At 61.3% G+C, this 18,401-nt stretch carries 12 protein-coding genes and 2 pseudogenes; 4 read left to right on the forward strand and 10 right to left on the reverse strand.

Annotated elements, in window-relative coordinates:
• Nucleotides 1-85: 85 nt before the first annotated feature.
• The 4 genes and pseudogenes from BF95_RS12800 to BF95_RS12815 form a co-directional block, all read right to left on the reverse strand.
• Nucleotides 86-1,091, reverse strand: a pseudogene (locus BF95_RS12800) (IS30 family transposase).
• A 386-nt stretch (nucleotides 1,092-1,477) separates the two neighbouring features.
• Nucleotides 1,478-2,768, reverse strand: a pseudogene (locus tag BF95_RS12805) (ISNCY family transposase); the annotation flags it as partial.
• A gap of 153 nt (nucleotides 2,769-2,921) precedes the next feature.
• Nucleotides 2,922-3,350 (reverse strand): ThuA domain-containing protein, encoded by a 429-nt coding sequence (locus BF95_RS12810; RefSeq protein WP_051520008.1) that lies wholly within the window; start codon nucleotides 3,348-3,350, stop codon nucleotides 2,922-2,924.
• 69 nt (nucleotides 3,351-3,419) lie between these two features.
• Nucleotides 3,420-4,919 (reverse strand): CoA-acylating methylmalonate-semialdehyde dehydrogenase, encoded by a 1,500-nt coding sequence (locus tag BF95_RS12815; protein ID WP_043151835.1) that lies wholly within the window; start codon nucleotides 4,917-4,919, stop codon nucleotides 3,420-3,422.
• 94 nt (nucleotides 4,920-5,013) lie between these two features.
• Between BF95_RS12815 and BF95_RS12820 the strand changes: the two genes are divergently transcribed.
• Nucleotides 5,014-5,898, forward strand: coding sequence for a LysR family transcriptional regulator (locus BF95_RS12820; protein ID WP_043151790.1), 885 nt, complete (start codon nucleotides 5,014-5,016; stop codon nucleotides 5,896-5,898).
• 70 nt (nucleotides 5,899-5,968) lie between these two features.
• Complete coding sequence (locus BF95_RS12825; protein ID WP_152542707.1) at nucleotides 5,969-7,576, forward strand: AMP-binding protein; 1,608 nt, start codon at nucleotides 5,969-5,971, stop codon at nucleotides 7,574-7,576.
• Here the strand turns inward: BF95_RS12825 and BF95_RS12830 are convergent, their stop codons facing one another.
• Both BF95_RS12830 and BF95_RS12835 read right to left on the reverse strand, forming a co-directional pair.
• A complete protein-coding gene (locus BF95_RS12830) occupies nucleotides 7,577-9,163 on the reverse strand; it encodes a family 43 glycosylhydrolase (RefSeq protein ID WP_043151792.1) in 1,587 nt (528 codons plus the stop codon).
• Between the two features lie 57 nt (nucleotides 9,164-9,220).
• Nucleotides 9,221-12,064: a TonB-dependent receptor gene (locus BF95_RS12835; RefSeq protein ID WP_051520009.1), complete on the reverse strand. Its 2,844-nt coding sequence runs from the start codon at nucleotides 12,062-12,064 to the stop codon at nucleotides 9,221-9,223.
• Between the two features lie 442 nt (nucleotides 12,065-12,506).
• Here BF95_RS12835 and BF95_RS12840 point away from each other — a divergent pair, with 442 nt between their 5' ends.
• Nucleotides 12,507-13,937: a pectate lyase family protein gene (locus BF95_RS12840; RefSeq protein ID WP_235209734.1), complete on the forward strand. Its 1,431-nt coding sequence runs from the start codon at nucleotides 12,507-12,509 to the stop codon at nucleotides 13,935-13,937.
• The gene (locus tag BF95_RS12845; protein ID WP_043151796.1) at nucleotides 13,934-14,341 is read left to right on the forward strand and encodes a cupin domain-containing protein; all 408 of its coding nucleotides are present in this window, start codon (nucleotides 13,934-13,936) and stop codon (nucleotides 14,339-14,341) included. Before BF95_RS12840 ends, BF95_RS12845 begins: the two co-directional genes overlap by 4 nt.
• Before the next feature lie 44 nt (nucleotides 14,342-14,385).
• On the opposite strand, the gene BF95_RS12850 is transcribed toward BF95_RS12845, so the two are convergent.
• The 4 genes from BF95_RS12850 to BF95_RS12865 all read right to left on the reverse strand — a co-directional run bounded on the left by BF95_RS12850 (nucleotide 14,386) and on the right by BF95_RS12865 (nucleotide 18,384).
• Nucleotides 14,386-15,927 (reverse strand): carboxylesterase/lipase family protein, encoded by a 1,542-nt coding sequence (locus BF95_RS12850; protein ID WP_043151797.1) that lies wholly within the window; start codon nucleotides 15,925-15,927, stop codon nucleotides 14,386-14,388.
• Nucleotides 15,928-16,019: 92 nt separating this feature from the next.
• Nucleotides 16,020-16,775: a 2-dehydro-3-deoxy-D-gluconate 5-dehydrogenase KduD gene (gene kduD / locus BF95_RS12855; RefSeq protein ID WP_043151798.1), complete on the reverse strand. Its 756-nt coding sequence runs from the start codon at nucleotides 16,773-16,775 to the stop codon at nucleotides 16,020-16,022.
• A gap of 96 nt (nucleotides 16,776-16,871) precedes the next feature.
• Entirely contained in the window at nucleotides 16,872-17,711 is an 840-nt protein-coding gene (kduI, locus tag BF95_RS12860; RefSeq protein ID WP_043151799.1) for a 5-dehydro-4-deoxy-D-glucuronate isomerase, read from the reverse strand.
• A 100-nt stretch (nucleotides 17,712-17,811) separates the two neighbouring features.
• Entirely contained in the window at nucleotides 17,812-18,384 is a 573-nt protein-coding gene (locus BF95_RS12865) for a LutC/YkgG family protein (RefSeq protein ID WP_235209735.1), read from the reverse strand.
• Between the last annotated feature and the right edge of the window lie 17 nt (nucleotides 18,385-18,401).

Here is an 18,401-nt window from a genome sequence, read left to right on the forward strand (position 1 = left end):
GGCGGTTTCGATTTGAAGCGCGACATCCATGGGATGCGTAGCATTTCATCGAGGGTGGGGCGAGCCCCACCCTCGATGGCAAAATCTATCGGGCCTTGAGGATGTTGATCTGCTCTCCCAGAACGTCATGCGGGGTGCGATAGTTCAGGCACTTGCGAGGGGTGCTGTTGATGCGATCAGCAACGGCCTGGATTTCCTTATCCGATAGCAACGCCAGGTCTGTGTCAGACGGCAGGAAGCGCCGTATCCGGCCATTGCTGTTTTCGACGCTGCCCTTTTGCCATGGTGCCGATGGCATGCAGAAATAGCTGGTCATCGCGAGTTTCTTCTGGAGTGTCGCAAAGGCGGCAAATTCCGTTCCCCGGTCAAAGGTGATGCTCTGACGCAGGGAAGGGGGCAGCATGTGCAAGTGGTGCTGGATTCCCGACATGACGCCGGCGGAATGCCGACTGGGATTGCGGGCGAGGATAGTAAATCGGCTGCGGCGCTCGACCAGCGAGGTGAGGTTGGCTTTGCCATATTCCAACCTGAAGATCATCAGGTCGCCTTCCCAATGACCAAAGCTGCTGCGATTACCGATTTCGGAAGGGCGTTTGCCAATGGTGTTGACCAAGGGAATATGCAGACCGCGGGGCTTACGCGCATAGCGTTGACGTCGAGATCGACGGGCAACAGGCAAAAGGCGCCAACAGCCTTGGCTTCGTCCGTCCGGCCCATAGACGAACTGGTAGATGGTCTCATGACAGACGGCTTCACGAATACCGCGATGGCGCCGAAGATATCCCGCAATCTGCTCGGGCGACCAAGCTGCTGACAAGCGGTCGGCGATATAGGCGGCAAGCTCGGGCTTTCGGGCAATCTTGCCACCACGCACCCGGCGCCTGTCCGCCATCGTTTGTGCGGCGGTCGGAAAAATAGCCACGAAACATTGGCTCGTCATCGAGATGCCGGTTGCGTTTGAGCTCACGATAGATGGTCGAACGATGTCGCTGCAGCGCCGCTGCTATCTGCTGCACGGACCGCCCGGTTGCAGCCAATTGATAAATCTGTCGCCGCTCGTCCAAATCCAGATGCTGATAGCCGTTCATCATGTGCCTTCCTGGAAAAGGGATCAAACCCCTATAAATCCTAGGATTTCGCACTTCGATCTAGAATCCACCGATCGGAATTGATGTTCCTGCTAATTAGAGAAGTCACTATCTGTGCCATATAGAAAATGTCACACGTTGATGGACAGCAGGGTCTGCGCGGAGCCATCGGTCTAGCGCAGCGCAGACCCCTGCTGATGCGCTGACCTTGGGGGTAGCGGACCCATGGACCCCGCTGCCCCTGCAGTGGGGCCCCGGGTCATGTCCTCTGCACGAACCTGAGCGTGCCGCGTTCGCGCAAACGCCTCATCACTGAGCCTGGGACCGCGCTTGAGCTTCGAGCCGCCCAGTTTGCGGCGATCGATCTTCGCGGGTGGTTCCGGCTCGGGGAACATATGCATGGGCTGGTCACGGCGGGCAGGGGCGTCGTTGTTGCGCTTGCGGTGATGCGGCATGATCGCCTGCATCTGCTTTGCCAGGATCAGAGCCGCGTCCAGATGTTTGTTCCCGACAATGGCTGGCTGGTTGACCTGCCGCATCTTGTCAAACTGGCGGTAGGGCAGGACATGGCCTCATGCTCGATCTCCAGTCGACCGTCGGGATATTCGCAGACCGTCACCCGCTTGCGCGCCAGCTTTTCGCTGACATCGTTCGGCTCCAGGATGAACATCGCCTTGTTGTAGTGCAGCGTCAGCGCTGCCGTCACGGTCCGCTGCTCACGCCAGACCATGATTGAGCGCAGATCGTCATGCGGGGCGAGGGGGCGGTGCAGATCGCGGGCATCGAAGGCAGGGCGGGCAAACCGCTCGTTGTGCCTGGCCATATAACTGTCGAGGAAGGTGTTGGCGTCCGCGATCGATGAGATGCCTTCCAGGCGCATCGCTTTCACCAGGCGATCCTGCAAGGTGGCGTTTGGCCCGCTCGACCCGGCCCTTGGCCTGTGGCGAGTTGGCGCAGATGATCTCGATGTTCAGAGCATCGAGCGCGCGGCCAAAATGCGTCATGCCATCCCCACGCGCCGCGCTGGCTTTGGCATTGCGGAAAACACTGTGCTTGTCGGAATAGAAGGCCACAGGCTTGCCGTGCCGTTCGATATACTCGCGCGTTGCCTCCATATAGGCGAAGGTGCTCTCGCTCTCGACCATCTTGAGGTGCATCAGCTCGCTGGTCGCGTCGTCGATATAGACGAGCAGGGTGCATTGCGGCCCGCGGTCTTCGAACCACCAATGTTTTGAGCCGTCGATCTGGATCAGCTCGCCACGGCAATCCCGGCGATAGCGAGGCTGATACGGGCGAGGGCGACGAGCATCGCGATCTTTCCACAAACCAGCCTGGATCATCAACTGGCGCAGCGTCTCGCAGGCCAGATGAATATCGTGCCGCTCGGCAAGATACTCGCGAGCCAGGGTTGGTCCGAAATCATGATAATGCTCGCGCACGATCGCGACGACGCGCTCGCGGGAAATCGTCATCATAACGCCGGTTGCTTGGTCGGCAACGCCTACCCGAAATCAAGCCTTCGGGACCGGCCGCATGTAATCGTGACAGCAACCGGAATATCTGCCTTCGACAAAGGCCCAATAGCGCCGACGCATCCTCAACACGCAATTCGCCACGCTCGACCCGCAGCAGCGTATCGTAACGGGAAAGCTCGCCATGGCTCATGCCAATCACCGTCATAAGCGCCACCTCCTGTATCAGGAGATAACCATGCCACCGATGACCCGCACTGCGACGTCGAGAGTGACATCTCTAACTAGCGGAGGGGTGACATTTCTATTTAGCGCTTACAATCATAAAGTCCGATAATATACATTATGTTAAATATATTCTCTATTGAGCTCGACATGCTTCCCGTCGATCGCCAGCCCACCGCATCGCATTTTCCAACAGCCGCAGATGATGCCCATCGGCGTAAGCTTCCGGGCGATGGCCGATAGCGCTGTACGACATGCGCCCTTTGCCAATGCAGCGCGTCCAGGCAATAGGATGATCACCCGTCGTCAACGGTTCGCCGGGCTTGTAGCTACCTTCATCCAACGTCGCGATGATCGTTGCCCCGGTCCCACGCGGGTTGCTTTTGAAGGAATACCATTCGACATTCATGACCCATGTTTTGGGCCGGCCCTGATTGACAGGATGTCCTGTATTTTCGATCATAACCCGTGCATCCTGGAATTGCGAATTCATCGGATGCGAGGCAAAACGCGCGCCGATCAGCGTATCGACATACCAGTCCCAAAACGCCGCCGGAATCACCATGTTTGGCGTAAATGTTATAGCAGTGCGGCGGCGATGGAAAGGCGAGCCGTGGCCGACCCGCCCTCTCCGTCACCCCATTGTCGGAATGACGAAGCTCTGGTCCATCACCGCACCGCCGCTCGGCCAACGCTGAGTGATCGTCTTGACCCGCGTATAGAAACGCACGCCATCCATGCCATATTGGTTCATGTCGCCAAAGCCCGACTGCTTCCAGCCGCCAAAGCTGTGATAGCTGACCGGCACCGGGATCGGCACGTTGATCCCCACCATGCCGACTTCGACATTGGCGCAGAATTTCCGCGCATAGTCGCCGTTGCGGGTGAAGATTGCCACGCCATTGCCATATTGATGCTTGGTCGGATAGCTCAGCGCCTCCTCGAACGTCGCCGCCCGCACCATCTGCAGCACCGGGCCGAAAATCTCTTCATTATAGCTTTTCATGTCCGGCTTCACATGATCGAGCAGCGTCGGCGCCAGGAAAAAACCCTCCTCATAGCCCTGCAATGCAAAGCCGCGCCCATCGATGACCAGTTCAGACCCTTCATCAACCGCCATCTGAATATAGTTTTCAATCCGTGCCTTATGCGCCGCACTGACCACCGGACCATAATGAGCGTCAGGATCGCTCGGCACGCCGACGCGCAGCCCCGCAATCCCGGTTTCGAGCTTAGCCCGCAGCGCTACCGCGGTCGCTTCGCCCACCGGCACCACTACCGGCAACGCCATGCAGCGTTCGCCCGCCGACCCGTAAGCCGCGCCCAGAATGTCCGCAACCGCTTGGTCCAGATCGGCGTCGGGCATGACGATGCCATGATTTTTCGCCCCGCCCATGCACTGCATCCGCTTACCGTTCGACGCGCCGCGGCCATAGACATATTGGGCGATGTCGGACGAGCCGACAAAGCTCACCGCGCGGATCGCCGGATTGTCGAGGATCGCGTCCACCACTTGCTTGTCGCCATGAACGACGTTCAGGATGCCTGCGGGCAGCCCCGCATCCATCGCCAACTCCGCAAGTCGCACCGGCACCGACGGGTTCCGTTCGGAGGGTTTCAGGATGAAGGCATTGCCGCACGCAATCGCAGGCGCGAACATCCACATCGGGATCATCGCCGGGAAATTGAACGGCGTGATCCCCGCCGCAATGCCGATCGGCTGGCGCATCGAATAGACGTCGATCCCCGGCCCTGCGCCTTCGGTATATTCGCCCTTGAGCAGATGCGGAATGCCGCAGGCGAATTCCACCACGTCCAGCCCGCGCTGGATGTCGCCCTTGGAATCCGAATGGACCTTGCCATGTTCGGCCGACAGCATTTCGGCCAGCTCGTCAATATGCTTTTCGATGAGCGCCTTCAGGTTGAACATCACCCGCGCCCGGCGCTGCGGGTTCATCGCCGCCCAGGCAGGCTGGGCCACCTGCGCATTGGCAACCGCCGCGTCCAGTTCGGTGGGATCGGACAGGCGGACCTGCGCCTGCACCTTGCCGGTCGCCGGATCGAACACGTCGCTCAGTCGAGAGGATGTCGATGCCTGATGAGTGCCGCCGATGAAATTGTCGATGATGCGCATGATGCCCTCGCGATAAATGCCTGACGCGGCGAATAGCCTATGGCGCCCTGCGCAAAAATGATCATATCTGCGCATCTGTTGTGCATGGATATATATGCTGCATTGGGATGATCTTCGCCTGTTCCTTGCCGTCGCGCGTGCTGGCCGCCTGACCAGCGCGGGGCAGGCGCTTGGCGTGAACCACACCACCGTTGCCCGCCGCCTGACCGCGCTGGAGGAGGCGCTGGGCGCGCGCCTGTTCGATCGCACTTCGCGCGGCGTGGCGATGACCGCGGCGGGCGCGCTGCTGCTCGACCATGCCGAGCGCGCCGAACGCGAGTTCGAGGCTGCCGCCGCAGCGCTGTCGGGACGGGCCGAAGCGATCGCGGGCGAAGTCCGTCTCGCCACTCCCGAAGCGTTCGGCACCTATATCGTCGCGCCCAACATTGCCGATTTCCACGCCCGCTATCCCGACCTGTTGTTGGAATTGATGCCGGAATCCCGCGCCGTCAGTCTCGCCAATCGCGAAGCCGACATCGCCATCACCGTCGATCGCCCGCCACGCGGCAAACTGGTGGTGCGCAAGCTGTGCGACTATCAGCTCGGCCTCTATGCGTCGGCCGACTATCTCGCCCGCCATCCGCCGATCCGCAGCGCGCAGGATGTCGCCGCGCAGCCCTTCGTGGCCTATATCGACCAGATGATCGACATGCGTGGCCTGCGCTATTTGTCCGAAGTCGCCGGCGAAGCGCGCCCGGTATTCCGCTCCAGCTCGATCGTCGCCCAGCAAAAGGCGGTGGCGTCAGGCGTCGGCCTTGGCCTGCTCCATCGTTTTTCGGCCGACAGCGAACCCGGCCTCGTCCGCATCCTGCCCAACGAGGTCGAAATCACGCGCAGCTACTGGCTGGTGCTGCGCCCGGAACATCAAAAATCTCCCCGCACCCGCGCCGTCATCGCTTTCATCGACGATCTGCTGGCGCGCTACCGGGCGTTGCTCTGACCCTCCATCGCCAGAGCGCTGGATTGCCGCCCGGCTTGCTCGTGCCGCCCATCTCCCGCATTTCTGCGCCATGTCCGAAACTGTCTCACTGCGGCGCACAACCCCCACCGGCTGGTCCATCCGCCGCGATGATGCTTTCGCGGCCCAAGCCTATAAGGATGGCTGGTGGCAGGCGAATAACGCCGCCGATGCGCTGGTCCGCGCGGCGCGTGAAACGCCCGACCACATCCTGCTGATCGACGGCGACACCAGCCTGACCGCCGCCTCCCTCCACGCGCAGGCCTCCCGTCTGGCGCAAGCCATGCTCGCCCGCTTCGCACCGGGCAGCGCCATCTCCTTCATGCTACCCAACTGGCACGAAGCCGCCATCATCTACATGGGCGCAACGCTGGCGGGCATGGTCGCCAACCCTATCCTGCCCTCGCTGCGCGATCATGATCTGCGCTTCATCCTCGCCGACCTGAACAGTGCGATGATCTTCATCCCCGCCAGCTTTCGCGGCTATGATTATGCCGGGATGCTCACCCGCGTCACCCAGGCGCTGGACAATCCGCCCGACGTGGTTGTCCTGCGCGGCGATGCAGGCCCGCACATCGCCTTTGCCGACCTGCTGGCAGAAGTCGGCGACGCCCCCCTTCCCGCTGTCGATCCCGACGATGTCCGCATGGTTATGTATACCAGCGGCACCACCGGACGGCCAAAGGGCGTCCTCCACAGCCATAACAGCATCAACGCGCTGATCCGCCAGATCGGCCGCCATTGGCTGGTCGAACCGGGCGACCGTTTCCTCGTCCCTTCCCCGGTCAGCCATATTGGCGGGTCGATCTACGCCTTTGAAACCCCGCTGCTGCTGGGCGCGACCGCGATCCTGATGGAACATTGGAACCCGGACGAGGCCGTCGCCATCATGACCGCCCAGCGCTGCACCCATATGGCCGGGGCTACCCCCTTCCTCCAGCATCTGCTGGCCTCGGCGCGCGCAGCGGAAACGCGCCTGCCTGATCTTAAACTCTTCATCTGCGGCGGCGCATCAGTCCCGCCCAGCCTGATCCGCGAGGCTGCCGCCTATTTCGACAAGGCGATCGTCAGCCGCGTCTATGGTTCCACCGAATTGCCTGTCACCACGGTCGGCGTGATCGACCCGGCCGATCGCGATCATGCCGCCGACACCGATGGCCGCCCCGGCATCGCTACCATCCGCATCGCGCCCGATGGCGAAATCCGCGCGCGCGGACCGCAGATGATGGTGGGCTATCTCCACCGGGAGGATGAGGAAACTAGCTTCGACGCCGACGGCTATTATCGAACCGGCGACCAGGGTGCATGGATCGACGGTGACCATCTGGTCGTCACTGGGCGGATCAAGGATATCATCATTCGCAATGGCGAGAATATCGCGCCGAAGGAGATTGAGGATCTGTTGATCGCCCATCCCGACATCGCCGAAATTGCGATCGTCGGCATTCCCGATCCGCGCACGGGGGAAAAGGCGGTTGCCGTCATCGTCCCGCGCAACCGCGCAAAACCGGACATAGCCTCTTTGGCTGACTTTCTCGCCAACCAAGGCGTTGCCCGCTTCAAATATCCCGAAAGCGTCCTGTGGGTCGACGCTTTGCCCAAGAATGACGCTGGCAAGATACTCAAGGCTGCGATCCGAACGAGCCTGACGACCGCCTGATCAAAGCGCCCGAAATCGGAAATTGCGGAACCGCGCCTCCCCCGGACCCGCCGCGTACAGGCCCGGTCGGAGCATCAGGAACCCGCCGCGCACATTATGATGATAGCCCGACACTTCGATGCCCCGGTCGAAGCGGCGCCATGTTCGCCCGCCATCACCGCTCAGATGATAGGAAACGATATGGTGACGGTTGGTCACCTTCATCGTCAGCTTGCGACCATGGGGATTGGCGGGGCGGCCCCGCTCCATGCCATATTGGTGGGTGACGAAGCGGTTCTCGTCAAACCCCAGCCCGCAATAGAGCCTGTCGTCATAGAAAAGCAGCAGCCCCGCTGTCCCGCCCGGCGCGATCTCGATATCGCACTGAAATTCATAGGATGGGTCGCCAGCGATCAACAGCAGCGGCGACGAATTGACCGGCGCGGTTCCTCGCCCTTTCAGCAGTAGCGCGCCGTCCTCCACCCGCGCCCGGCTGGCCTCGTCCGGAGAGGGCTTGAAGAAATTCCACTTCGCGCCCGGATTCAGCGTCGCAAAATCATCCGACAGCGCCATGCCGTGCGGCAATGTTTGCCCACCACGCGGCTTGGCGATCGGCTGTGACAAATCGCCCCCGGTCATGCGGAACCAGCCATCCGCCGTCCACTCGATCGGATCAAGCAAGGTCTGCCGACCCAGCGTCCACAGCCCATTCTCATAGCCATGATAAACCGCCCACCAACTCTTGTCGGGCGCTTCCACCAGGCTGGCATGGCCGCGCGACCACCAGCGTTCGGCCAGTCTTTCCGTCCGCACCAATGGATTGCCCGGATGCTGCTCCCAGGGACCATCAATGGAGCGGGATCGCGCTGCGATCACCATATGCCCAGTCGGTGGTCCCGCTGTCCCGCCCACCGCAGTCAGCATGTAGAACCACCCGCCATGGCGATGGATTTTCGGCCCTTCCGGTGAAAATCCTTCCACATCCCATGTGTCGGGGTAGCGCCAGGGATCATAGACATGCTCGACCGCGCCGACCGTGGACAGTCCGTCATCGCTCAATCTTATCCGGTCGCCGCCCGACAGGAACAGCCAGCGACTGCCATCCTCGCCAACCACATGGCAGGGGTCGATATGGTCATGCAGTTTGAGGTCAATGGGGTCGCTCCATGGCCCGTCGATCGTGTCGGCATGGATCACGAAGATGCTGTTGGGGGCCGCCTTCACCGGAATATAGAGAAAATAGCGCCCGCCATGCTTTTCCAGGCTGACCGCCCATACCGACCCGATATTCTTGTGCAATGCCGCTCCGCGCGGCTGCCAGTTGATCAGGTCGCGGCTATGCCAGATCGTGACGCCGGGATAGCTGTCGAATGTCGAGAAGGTCATGTAATAATCCGCGCCATCTTTGAGAATGGCCGGATCAGGGCGGTCGCCCGAAATCAGCGGATTGAGGAAGCGCCCGTCGCCCAAATCGGCGATACGCTGATTGTCGAAACCCCGTTTCCAGTCCGTTGCGGCCATGGGCGCTGTGGCCGCCTCCGCGCGGCTAAGAGCCAGCGCACTCCCCGCCAATACCCCCGTCATCGCGCCGCGCCGACTGATCGCCATAGTCTTTCCCAACCAAAAAACCGGGCCGCCCGTGCAGAGGCGACCCGGTCATGAGCCTTACATCTTGAAGCGCGCCCCCAACTGGATGGTGCGCCCATAATGCAACTGCTCATAATTGCGATTGGCGTCGAGATCGGTGTAGCGATCCCGATAATCGTCGGTCAGGTTGATGCCTTCCAGCGACAATTCGATCCAGTCGGTCAACTTGTAGCGCATCGACGCATCGACGTTGATCGTGCTGTTATAGCCTTCGAACACATTACCCGTGCCGCTATTCTGGTCGATATAGCCGCTGCGATAGCTGGCCGAGACGCGCGCGCTGAACTTGGCATCTTCATAATAGATGGTGCCGTTGAACGCTCGCTTCGACAGGCCGAACAGAGTCGCGTTGCGAACCGAGGACACCGTTCCACCGCCCGGCACCACGGCTGGCCCCGCCACCGTATAGTCTGCGCTGGAATCCACGAATGTCGCATTGGCGATCCCGCCGAAACGGGACAGGAAGCCGGGCAGGAAGGTAAAGGGTGCCTGCACCGACAATTCGATGCCCTTCAAGCTCGCACCGGTGCCGTTGACGATCGTGTTGATCGCCCAGCCTTCGTCTCGCTCAGGCTGCCCTGCCGCTGGAGAGCTTGGCGGAATGACGGACAGGGGAAGGCCGGTCGAGGCGAAAGTGCCATTGATCGTCTGGCCGATCGGGAAGCTCTGCACATCCTTCTTGAATATGGCGACTGACGCGATCGACTGCGGCGCGAAATACCATTCCAGCGCCAGATCATAGGCTGTCGCCCGGAACGGGCTGAGGTTGGGATTGCCGAAGCTGACCCGATAGTTGAACCCGTCGACCGATCCGCCCGGCGTCAGATTGCCCAGCGAAGGCCGCGTCATCACATCGGCCACCGATGCGCGCACAACGAAATCGCGATGAGGGAAGAAGGCGATGTTCATGGCGGGCAGCCAATCCTCATAGGACCGCGACACCTCCACCGGGACCGCATTGTTCAGGCCGATCGAACTCTGGTTGGTCCGTACATAGCGGATGCCTGCATTGGCCGCATATTCCAGTCCGAAAATATCGCCCTTGGCGTCGAACTGAATATAGCCGCCCTTGGTTTCTTCCACCACGCTGCGGGTATTGCCTGCATCGATGGTGGGGGTGCGCCCATAGAGGTTTGTAAAGTCGGTCCCCGCCGCCAGATTGGGGACCAACCATTGCGTCGTGGTTCCCGCCGGTGCGTTCGCGCCCTTGAGATTGAACATTTCCGCCAGCGCGGCAGTAACCGGAAAACCATAGACGGCGGACGGGCCAAATGCCGATGACGGCGAACAGTTGAGAGTGCCCAGAACCCGATCCACGCCGCCATTGCCGCAAACGACCGTATCGCGCGTGAAGCTTTCGGTATCGAACGAGAAGCGGCGATAGACTGCGCCCGCCTTGACCGTGAAGCCCTCCGTCACATCCCATTCGGTCCGCAACTGTGCGGTACGGAACTTATTGACCGTCGAGGAGGGACGATCGCGAATTTCAGACAATTGGAAATTGGCCGGATCGGTCACGCTGGTTCCGAACGTCAGCACGGGGCGCTTTATATTGCTATAGTCATAGCTATAGCCCTGCGCATCGCGATCGTCGAACACCAAAGTCGTCTCGAGCGGGATGGAGGCATCCGATTTGGAGAAGCCGCCCAGCAGCGTGAAGCGGAAGCTGTCGCTGACATCCTGGTCCCAGGTCGCACCCAGCTGGTAGAATTTCGTTTGCGACTTCCGCAGATAATGTTCAGTCCGCACCCAGGCGTCGTTCAGCGTCGCCGACACCAGGTTATTATTGCTGTCATAAACCGGATTCACGACGTCGATCGATCGCTCGTTCGACCGAAGCAGCACTTCGCCCCACTTCTCTTCGCGGGTTTCACGGAAGCGGGAGAACAGACCGTCGATCGACACTTTGGTCGCATCCGACGGTGCCCACTGGATCGAACCGGTAATACCCAAACGCTCACGTTCCTGTGCGATTTCGCCATAGCGGGGGATACGTGGATGGAAAGCGAGCGCGGCTTCATCGCAACCGGCGCTGGGCAGATAGGTGCCGCCGCTATTGGGTTGCGTGAAGCACCGCGTGCCATCAACGCTGTCGAACCGGGCCTGCGACCAGCGCACCGTATTATTACCCATCTGAAGCGTGTCGAGCTTCGAATAGGCGGCCGACAGCGCCACGCCCCACCGACCGTCCGGCGATTTCCAAGACATCAGGCCCGCCAGACGCGGCCCCCATTTCTTGGACAGGTCGTTGTAGGAAGCGGTCGCCGATCCTACGAAGGTGAAGCCATCCTTACCCGCCAGCGGATTGCCGGTGTTGAGATCTACGACCGCGCCGAGCGAACCCTCGTCGAGCGACGCCTCGGCGGTCTTGTGGACGACCAGCGAGCTAAAAAGTTCGGACGCGAACACGTTGAAATCGAAGGCACGGTCTCGGTTGGCACTCGCCCCGTCGGTCGATGTCGCCACGGTTTCCATTCCGTTCACGCGGACACGGGTGAACTGCGCGCCCAACCCGCGTACCGTGATGGCGCGTCCTTCGCCACCGTCACGCTGGATCGAAATGCCGGGAATACGCTGCAGCGATTCCGCCAGATTCTGGTCCGGGAATTTGGCGATATCTTCCGCCACGATCGCATCGACCGAACCGACCGACTGCCGCTTCAGGTTGATCGCCGCGCCCAGGGATTCGCGAAAGCCAGTGACGACGATGTCCGCCACTTCTTCGTCAGCCGCCGTTTGTGGCGCGCCATCTTGTGCCAGCGCGCCGCCCGGCATCGCCAACATCATGGCCGCGATGGAAGATCCTGCCAGCCACAAACGCGCTCTGCGCCTGTTCCGGCTTTGATTGTCGCCCTTTAGCATCGTCACCTTGTCGCTCCTTCCCTGTTTCGGCCGTCATCCACGGGTGGCGGGACGGCCCTGATTCGTCGGGGGCGAGAGCAGGCGCGACGGGGCCGCTATCCTCTCCCACCCATGCGCCGCCAGCTTTTGCTGATCCGTTGGCGTCATTGGAAACCGGTGTCATAAATGCGCGTCGTGTTTCCGCCTGTCAATATCCTGTGGCAATTTATGTCGTCACCAATGCCTTTTATCCCCCGCTCCTCATTAAGCTTCGGCCTACGCGAAAGGTTTATGCGTCCAATACTTGCCGAATTCGGTGCGTCTGGTCGCTAGGCACCGCCGGCCAGGGGCATCCATCGCCACTACCGCTCAACAAGCCATCTTTTTCAGACACCGGTGTCAAACGACGGTTGATCATGCCGCCCGGCGGTGGCACACCAGAGATGAGAGGAGACTGATAACCATGCCGACACTCAACCGGCCCCGCCCCCAATGGATGTTGTTGGGCCTGGCCCTGGCCCAACTCATAGCAAGCCAATCCGCCAGCGCCCAACCCGGCCCACAAACCGCCCCCGCAAGCCAGTCCGCCACCGCCTTTCCGGGCGCGGTAGGATGGGCTGCGACAACGCCGGGGGGACGTGGCGGCCGCATCTTGCGCGTCACCACCCTGGCCGCTGACGGCCCTGGCAGTTTCAAGGCGGCGTTGGAAGCCAAAGGCCCGCGAATCATCGTGTTCGAAGTGGGCGGCATCATCGACATGGGCCGCCAGACGCTCAAGATCATCGAGCCCTTCGTCACCATCGCCGGTCAAACTGCCCCTTCGCCGGGCATCACCCTCATCAAGACCGGTATCGACATTGCGACCCATGATGTTGTGGTCCGCCACATTCGCATCCGTACCGGTGTGGATGGGCAACCCAAATTAAGCGGTTGGGAAGCCGACTCTCTTTCCACCGTTGCGGCGCATCATGTCGTGATCGACCATTGCAGCTTCACCTGGGCGATCGACGAGAACATGTCCGCCTCTGGCCCTCGCTTCACAGGCAACACACCCGAAGACTGGCGCAAGGGAACCAGCCACGCGATCACATTTTCCTATAATATCGCGGCCGAAGGCCTTGCCGACGCCAGCCACCCCAAGGGCGAACATAGCAAAGGGACGCTGATTCACGACAATGCCAGCCAGATCCTGATCTACCGGAACCTCTACGCCCATAATGTCGAGCGCAACCCGCTGGTGAAGGGCGGTGGCCAGGTCGCGATGGTCAACAACATTCTCTATAATCCGGGTGAGCGGGCGGTTCATTACAACCTCATGGCGCTCGAATGGGGCGATCACCCCTATCAGACGGGCAAGATCGCCGCGGTTGGCAATGTCCTGCGCGGGGGCGTATCAACCGCCCCAGGCCTGCCCTTTCTGACATTGGGCGGCGATGGTGATCTGGACTATCACGGCAAGGACAATCTCGCCGTGGATCGCTTCGGCGTCGCCTTGCCCCTGTTCGGCCGCTATGGCGAAACACGCGCCAAGCTGAACGAAGTCGCGACCCCACCGATCTGGTGGCCCGGCACCCAGGTTCTTCCCGTGCGCGACGTCGAAACCCATGTGCTGGATCAGGCCGGTGCCCGTCCATGGGATCGCGATGCCGACGACTTACGCGTCCTCTTCTTCGTTGCGGAAGGTCGCGGCACCATCATCGACGATGAACGCGAAGTCGGCGGCTACCCCAAAATGGCACAAACCCGCGCGCCATTCGTAGAGGCCGACTGGAATCTTGACACGATGGAGCCGAAGTCTGGGCGGTATCCTGGCCAGACCGAGGACGTCGCCGAACATCTCTCGGATCGTGACAAGATGATGCGCCAGGGTGAAGCATCGGCCAGTCGCCGATGAACGCCCTTATCCCCCTGCTCCTTGCCGCAGCGCCGGCCATGGTCGTCATCGACGAACGAAATGTGCGCGTCGAAGAACCCCCGCCCCATGGTGCGATTGGTGCCAGCACGGCCTACCGGATCAGCGACATTGTCCCCCAGCCCCGCACCATGGAGTTCCGCAAGCGCATCCTCCATGTCGGTGCCGCCATCGGCCTTCACCCGATAGCCCATGATGAAGTCTATTATGTCCTGTCCGGCACTGGCGAAGTGACGTCGGACGGCAAGACCCACACCCTGACACCCGGCATGGCGGCCTATCTTTACGACGGCGCGGTCGTAGGCATCCGGCAGACGGGAGAAGAGCCTTTGGCCCTGATCATCAGCTACCCGGTCAAGCCCCATTCCGACGGTAAAGCGAGGTAGGGCTGTCAAATATAGTGAGCATATATATATATATATATCGAGGCTCAAATTCCCGGCTGGATATAGGGTGCGCGAGCAAATAATTCGCGCTCCCATCCTCGCGGATCATCCTCCTCGCGACTCACCCGATCGAATATCATCGTCGCGCGCCGGTCGAGCCGATATTGCTGCCACTCTGCCCGTTCCGTCCGCGCGAATTCCACGAAGCGAGTCATCATGGCCGCGCTGGCCGCCCTCGCGCCAGCACCTGTGCCTGCAAAAGATCCCGGTGCTTCCAGCGTCCCAAAGGCCAGCGCAATATCCATCATGTGCGGTGCCCCCCGCCGGGGGTGAGTGGGCGATTGGAAATCCACCTGATAGACCCAGGTCGGTGCGTCCGCCTGCGCCCGCGCCTCCGCTTCGATCACTTGACCCGGCCAGCTACGGCCCGCCGTGGTGGCGGCATAGAAGATTCGTTCTGCCGACCAGCTGGGATAACGCGCGCGATACTGGTCCACGATCCATTCGGGCAACAGATCGATCCGCAATTCGCCAGCCATCCGGTGCGCCAGATTGCTCCAATCCAGCCCTTGGACCAAAGGCCCATCAGGATCGATAAAGGCCCGAGTCTCGTCCAATGTATTGCCGAGTATCATCGGGATCGCGTTGCCCTGCGGCGCTGCGTCAGGCCAGAAAGGATGCCGCTCCAGCCAGCGCATATCCAGCACTGGCCCCATATAGACGCCGCCGCCTAATATCGGATCAGTGGCCGCCAACCCTTCGATCAGCCGTTCGACCGGCATAGTCAGCAAGGGTTCCAGCGCATCAGGCTGCACGCCCAAATGGTCCAGATAGGCCATCGTTCGCCGCGACGCGTTGATCGGACCGCTCGCGGTAACCTGTTGCCCACTCATGGTAATGGCGCGGTGGAAGAGGCCGTTGGCGGCCGGCATTGCCATCATCGTCGCGATCTTCGCCCCACCGCCGGACTGCCCGAACACCGTCACATTGGCAGGATCACCACCAAATGCCGCGATATTGTCCTTTACCCAGCGCAGCGCCAGCATCAGGTCCAACTGCCCCACATTGCCACTATCGGGAAACCTCGAATTTAGCCGGGCAAGATAGAGATAGCCCAACGCATTGAGCCGATGATTGACCGTGACCACGACGACATCGCCCGCCGCTGCCAGATGCCGCCCGTCATTTAGCGGATCGACCACGCTGCCATTGGCATAGGCACCGCCATGGATATACAGCATGACCGGCCGTTTGGCCGCAGGGTCCAGTCCCGCTGTCCAGATATTGACGAACAGGCAATCCTCGCTGGTCGCCTCCTGCTTGGCTCGCTGCGGACAGGACGGCCCAAACCGCACGGCATCGACAACACCGGACCAGGCTTGCGGTGCGACTGGCGCGCGAAAGCGCCGCGACCGTGTATCCTGACCATAGCGAATGCCACGAAACACCTGCAGCCCGCCTTCGCGCAAACCCCGAATGTTCCCTTGTCGCGTCGAAACAACCGGATCGCGTTGCGCGGCCACGGCAGGGCTCGTACCCAGGACCAGAGCTGACCCCACGAAAGCACGCCTGTCGATATTGGGCATCCATCCTCCTTTGGTGTGGGGGAGGGTTATCCCTCCTCTATGTGATAGCCTGTTCGCCCTGAGCCGAGCGGGTAGTGGTGGGTGTCAGTCGATCATCGCGCGAGCCATCCGCCGTCGACGGCGAGGGTATGGCCATGGATATAGGTCGCCGCGCTGGAAGCGAGGAACACGGCTGCGCCGCCAATGTCGCTGGCCTCGCCCCARCGGCCKGCCGGGATGCGTTCCTGGATCTGGCGGTTGCGGSTCTCGTCGGCYTGCAGCGCGGCGGTGTTGTTGGTGGCGATATAGCCTGGCGCAATGGCGTTGACGTTGACGCCCTTCGCCGCCCATTCATTGGCCAGCAGYTTGGTCAGSCCAGCRACCCCGCTCTTGGACGCGGTATAGCTTGGCACGCGGATGCCGCCCTGGAAGGACAGCAATGAGGCGATGTTGATGATCTTGCCCGCGCCCTGGCCGATCATATGCCGTCCCGCCGCCTGACAAAGAAAGAACAGCACTTTGAGATTGGTGTCGATCACCGCGTCCCAATCCGCTTCGGTAAAGTCCACGCTGTCGGCGCGGCGGATGATCCCGGCATTGTTGACGAGGATGTGCAGACCGCCGAGCTTTTCCAGCGTCTCGTCCACCACRYGCTGGACCGGGGCGATGGTCGAAAGGTCGGCGGATATGATCTCCGCGCGACGCCCAAGCGCGCGAACCTTTTCGACGGTTTCCTGTGCCGGGGTGCGGCCCACGGCGGCGATGTCCGCACCCGCAGCGGCCAACGACAAGGCGATCGCCTGGCCGATACCCGTGTTAGCGCCAGTGACGACGGCGACTTTGCCGGTGAGATCAAAGGGGTTGGTCACAATAATTCCGTTCGTGTCGAGCGAAGTCGAGAAACCAGCCGGGCGCTGTGCGAGCGTGTCTCGACTGCTCGACACGAACGGCTCTCTCACTTTGCGTTATGCGAGCTGGCAGATATCCAGCACGTTCATGTCGGTATAATCCTGGTTCTCACCCGCCATCGCCCAGATGAAGGCATAGGCCTTGGTGCCGCTGCCCATATGGATCGACCAGGGCGGCGAGATCACCGCTTCCTCATTGCCCATGACGATATGCCGCATCGCATCGCCTTCGCCCATATAGTGGAAGACGCGATCCGACGGCCCATCCAGTTCGAAGTAGAAGTAAATCTCGCTGCGACGCTCATGAATGTGCGGGGGCATGGTGTTCCASACCGAGCCGGGCTTGAGCACGGTAAGCCCCATGACCARCTGCGCGCTGTCRCAGATGCCRGGGATGACRAGCTGGAAGATGGTGCGCTCGTTGGATTCTTCGAGGGAGCCGCGTTCGAGCGCATTGGCGTCGGCGATGCCRAGCTTGCGGGTGGCAAASCCCTTATGYGCCGGACAGGAGGCGAGATARAAGCGCGCGCCTGCGCCTGCGAACTGCACATCCTTCGCGCCCATGGTGACATAGAGGCAATCCTTGTTGCCCAGCGTGAAGCTCTCGCCATCGACGGTGACGGTGCCTTCGACATTCGACACGTTCACGACCGCCATTTCGCGGCGTTCGAGGAAGGGATGCCCCGCCGCCGAAGCGGGCTCGGTCTGGGCAGGAAGCGCCACCGGCGCATCGACCACCGCAACGCCACCGATCACGAAGCGGTCGGCATGGGTATAGTTCAACACGCATTCGCCATCGCGGAACAGCCCGCCGATCAAATAGCGATCGCGCAATTCCTCGTTCGATACGCATTCCATCATGTCAGGGTGCGTCGCATAATAGGTCTTCTCGAACATCGGCTGTCTCCTGAATGGCTTTACCAAGCCTTATAGCGTCCAGTGCCGCGAAGAAAAGCATTTATCCCTGAATGTGGAATGATGATCCGATATGCGGTTATCAATCCCGCAGTAGGATCACGTGCAAGAAGCGCGGACCGTGCGCGCCGCGGACATAGGTGCCTTCGATATCCGTTGTGCCGGAAACGCCAGTGATCCAGTAATGGGCGCGTGGTTGCGGCCCAGGCAGGGGCGCGTCCTCCAGATGGGCAGCGATATCCTGCGCCGCCAGCAGCACGATATGATGCAGCGTCAGGAAATTGGGGAGCATCGGCGCGGTCGGGCTGGTTTCCAAGATCAGCGATCCGGTTTCCGCGATGCCCCGTCGCGCGATGGCAAGCGTGGCGGCTTCGTCTGGTGCCGCGCTATCGTGCAGGGTAAAGGCAGACCAGTCGCAGGCATCCAGACGCGGGTCGGGGGGACAGCATAGTGTTAATGCTTCGTTCTGCGCCTTCAAGTAGCGGGCAATGGCCGCCGGCAGATCCGCCAGGCTGGCAATGCTGTCATGGCTGGCATTGACGCTGGGCAGGGTAAGGCGGGCGAGAAATTCGGCTTCGAGTTGGGTAGGGTCGACCGCCGGGCGTTCGGGCGCAGCAAGCAGCGCGTCGGCCTGCGCCTTGATGTCGGCAGGCACCGAATCAGCCAGGCGAG

It is taken from the genome of Sphingobium sp. Ant17, from assembly GCF_000588875.1.
Classification (GTDB): domain Bacteria; phylum Pseudomonadota; class Alphaproteobacteria; order Sphingomonadales; family Sphingomonadaceae; genus Sphingobium.

Coding starts and splice junctions, on each gene's coding strand:
- BF95_RS12840 (WP_235209734.1), top strand. CDS start 12,507: ATGCCGACACTCAACCGGCCCCGCCCCCAATGGATGTTGTTGGGCCTG.
- BF95_RS12810 (WP_051520008.1), bottom strand. CDS start 3,350: ATGGTGATTCCGGCGGCGTTTTGGGACTGGTATGTCGATACGCTGATC.
- BF95_RS12845 (WP_043151796.1), top strand. CDS start 13,934: ATGAACGCCCTTATCCCCCTGCTCCTTGCCGCAGCGCCGGCCATGGTC.
- BF95_RS12850 (WP_043151797.1), bottom strand. CDS start 15,927: ATGCCCAATATCGACAGGCGTGCTTTCGTGGGGTCAGCTCTGGTCCTG.
- BF95_RS12815 (WP_043151835.1), bottom strand. CDS start 4,919: ATGCGCATCATCGACAATTTCATCGGCGGCACTCATCAGGCATCGACA.
- BF95_RS12825 (WP_152542707.1), top strand. CDS start 5,969: ATGTCCGAAACTGTCTCACTGCGGCGCACAACCCCCACCGGCTGGTCC.
- BF95_RS12835 (WP_051520009.1), bottom strand. CDS start 12,064: ATGCTAAAGGGCGACAATCAAAGCCGGAACAGGCGCAGAGCGCGTTTG.
- BF95_RS12830 (WP_043151792.1), bottom strand. CDS start 9,163: ATGGCGATCAGTCGGCGCGGCGCGATGACGGGGGTATTGGCGGGGAGT.
- BF95_RS12820 (WP_043151790.1), top strand. CDS start 5,014: ATGCTGCATTGGGATGATCTTCGCCTGTTCCTTGCCGTCGCGCGTGCT.